The sequence below is a fragment of the Pseudomonas sp. NFACC51 genome, assembly GCF_900103575.1.
GTDB lineage: Bacteria > Pseudomonadota > Gammaproteobacteria > Pseudomonadales > Pseudomonadaceae > Aquipseudomonas > Aquipseudomonas fluorescens_Q.
Genome location: NZ_FMXH01000022.1, coordinates 1 through 3,260 on the forward strand (window position 1 = coordinate 1; position 3,260 = coordinate 3,260).

Below are 3,260 nucleotides of genomic sequence, written 5' to 3' on the forward strand. Positions count from 1 at the left end.
ATCGATCAGAACTGGTAACCGATCTGAGCGAGCAGTTGCGGGTTTTCCTGGCGCGTGTCGCTCTGCGCTTCGCCGCCGGAGTGACGCCAGGCGACTGTTGCGTCGAAGGAGAGTTGGCCGTATTGAGCGCGCAGGCCCACACCGCCGCCGGAGATGCTGCGGGTGTTTTCCTCATCGGCCCACTCGTTGTGGTTGATGCGCACCTTGCCGGCGTCCCAGAACAGGTAGGGCGTGAGCTTGTCGATTGGGTAACGAAGCTCGATCTGGGTCAGCATGCCTTCGTCGCCCGAACCTTCGCTTTGCGGATAAGCCCGTACGCCATCGATGCCGCCGAGGCTGAAGTCCTCGGAGGAGTCGAGGTTGTCGTTGCTCCACTGGCCGAGGAAACGGGCGAAGAGCGTGAAGTTGGCCGGCAGCGCTTGCAGACGGGCGAGGTCGACGTTCACTTTGCTGAAGTTGCCCTCGGTCTGGGCGGTCTGGCGGTCGCCCTCGCGCAGGGCCGAATCCAGTTTCAGGTCACCGTAGGTCAGCGTCGCGCCGCCGTAGGTGATGCCGCCGCCCAATACCGTGTCCCTCACGTCAAATTGCAAACTGATGGGCAGCGTGTTGCTGCTTTTTTCAAAACTGAGGCCCAGCACTTCGTACTTATCCTCGAGCTCCTTGTGCTGGTACTGCCCAGCCAACATGAGGTTCGCCTGGTTGCTGCGCAGGAGCGGGTAGCTCAAGCCGATGCTGCTGACCTCAGCGGTACCGGTGGCCCCCAGGTCGGCGAATTCCGCGCCCAGGTCATAGGCGCTCTGGGCATAACCCACGTTGCCACGCAGGCCAGAGGTGCCCAATGGCATCGAGTAGCCGAGGCTGCCGAAATACAAGTCTTCATCGGTGGCCATCACCGCGGCGCTGAGCCGGTCGCCCAGCATCAGCGGGCTGTTCCAGTCGCCTTGTACCGTCAGGCGATTGCGCCCCGAATAACGATTGCCATGGTTGTCCAGGGTGGCCTTGCCCTCGAAGGCCTCGGTCTTGCTCACTTTGGCATCGAGATCGCCCGTGCCGAGTGCCTCACCTGGCCGGATCACCGGACGAACAGCCACGCCCGGCAAGTCCGAAAGCACCAATATGCTGCGCTCCAGCCGATCACGCTCGATCACGTCGCCCGGTTGCAGGTCACCCAGGAACGGCTGCGCCTGCGCGGCCAGTTTCGCATCGTCGTTGGTGGCGGTGACCTTCCCATAACGGCCTTCGATCACCGCGATGGTCAGTTCCCCGTTGGCCATGCGTTGGGCCGGCAAATAGGCACGTGCGAACGGGTAACCCTGCTCACGGTAATAAAGCGTGACCTGCCGGGCCACTTCCCGCAGCTCGTCCAGGTCATGGGCTCGACCGATAGCCGGGGCGACGACACGTTGCAGGCTGGCCTCGTCGATGCGCGTGTTGTCGGTGAAATGGACGGCGTTGAGCTGGACCTTGGCGCCGCCGACTTTTTCCTGCTCTGGTTGTGGTGCGTCTATATCCAGGCGAATGCTTTGCGGCAATTCCTGCTGCGGAATCGGCAGTTCCTGCAGGATACGGCCGGCGTCGGGGATCGGGCGCGCCGGCAGGGTCGCCGCCCAAGCCGGGGAGGTGGACAACAACGCCAGACCAGCCGCGCAGGACATCAGTTTGTTATGCATGGAATCAATCTCGAATAATTCGGGTTGCCTGAGCCCTTGGCCACGTCCGGGGACGTGGCCAAGGGTTCCTTCAAATGAAAAGGTGGATGTCAGGGATCAGGGACGCATGGCCAGGCCCGGCAAGCGCACGCCGCCGCGCACGACGAACACGGTCTGCGGCGGGTAGGCCGCACAGGCGCCGCCTTCGGATACGCCGCCATCGGAGCAGACGTTCCCGGCCAGTTCCCGCTCGCTGGCGGTGTCCTCGGCCTGGGCAGCCGAATCGCTGTCGCCTTGCGCCAGGGCGTTGCCCGCGCCGTCGCCCGCATTCCCGTTGGCACGCGTGCCGCCCTGGTCCACCAGCAACAGACCGCCGTCATCGACTCCGTGATCAGACCAGTCGACCGGTTTCGCCTGGGACGGGTTGAGCTCCGGAGCATGGGGCGAACTCACCTCTGCGCCGACGCGTGTCGCATCGGCGACGCTCTGCCGCACGGCGTCATAATCAATCGATGGCGTCACGGTGAGATTGGCGTTGGCCGGATTGCTGACAATCAGGTAACCGAGGTCAGCCAACCCGCCGATGTTGATCAGGTGCGAACCCGGGCCTTGAGTGCCTACCGAATACAGTGGGTTGCCGAGCATCGGCTTGGTGTCGCCGTTCCACAGACCGTTGGCGTCATAACCGGCGATACCGCCGCCGTTGAACGTGGTCTGGCCATCGAACACCTTGGTCTGGGTGGTCGCGCCGTTGGTGGACACCACCAGGACGGGCTGCTCGCGGTAAACGGCATGAACGCCCGTGTTGCCCAGGGCCCTGCCGAAATTGCTTTGTTGCTCGTCACTGTTGTAGCGGAAATTGCCGCTGCCACTGCCGACCACATCCACCACACCGGTACTGCCAGCGAGACTGCCGGTGTAGATCACCGCCCGGCCGCCGGCGCCGGTCGACACCGTCACGCCCGCGTCGGCCTTCACGTCACCGCCCGCAGCCACGCCCGCCGAAGCGGATTGACCGGCGTTGAGCACGATCGCATCGGCGGCATTGCTGGTGGTGCTGACGTTCTCGGCCAGGGTGATGTTGCCGGTGGTCGTCACAACCTGGACTTTGCCGGTGTTGCCGATACCGACGATCTGATCCAGCCGGGTACCGTCCAGTGCCGTCTCGGTCAGCCTGCCGACGGTGACGTCGGCCCGATTGACGAAGCTGACATCCTTCGCTCGGCTGGCGATATCGCCGACCCAGTTGCTGGCGTTGCGCAGATCGAAATTCCCGCCCTTGAGCGCCAGGCCATCGGCGGTGATATTGCCGTTGGCATCCTGGGTGGTCTTGCCGCTGATGTTCAGGAACACGTTGCCGCTGGTAGCCAGGGCTTCGTTGATCGCCAAGTCACCTTGGGTACCGATGCTGACGTCGCCGGTGTTGTTCACACCAATGGTGACCTTGACCACGTTGCCGCTGCCATCGGTTTCGGTCAGCGTGCCGACCTTCAGGTTGCCGGTGTTGTTGAAGGCGACCTTGCCCGCCTCGCTGGCGATGTCACCCACCACGTTGCCGTTGTTGCGCAACTCGAAGTCGCCGCCATTGAGGGCCAGGCCGTCGGCGGTGAT

Annotated in this window: 2 protein-coding genes; both read right to left on the bottom strand. The window is 63.7% G+C overall.

The window, feature by feature from the left end:
• Positions 1-5: 5 nt before the first annotated feature.
• Complete coding sequence (locus tag BLT00_RS29020) at positions 6-1,670, bottom strand: ShlB/FhaC/HecB family hemolysin secretion/activation protein (protein WP_063322875.1); 1,665 nt, start codon at positions 1,668-1,670, stop codon at positions 6-8.
• Positions 1,671-1,766: 96 nt separating this feature from the next.
• The coding region (locus tag BLT00_RS29025) for an autotransporter outer membrane beta-barrel domain-containing protein (RefSeq protein ID WP_218190205.1) at positions 1,767-3,260 on the bottom strand (1,494 nt) is incomplete at its 5' end.

Coding starts and splice junctions, on each gene's coding strand:
- BLT00_RS29020 (WP_063322875.1), bottom strand. CDS start 1,670: ATGCATAACAAACTGATGTCCTGCGCGGCTGGTCTGGCGTTGTTGTCC.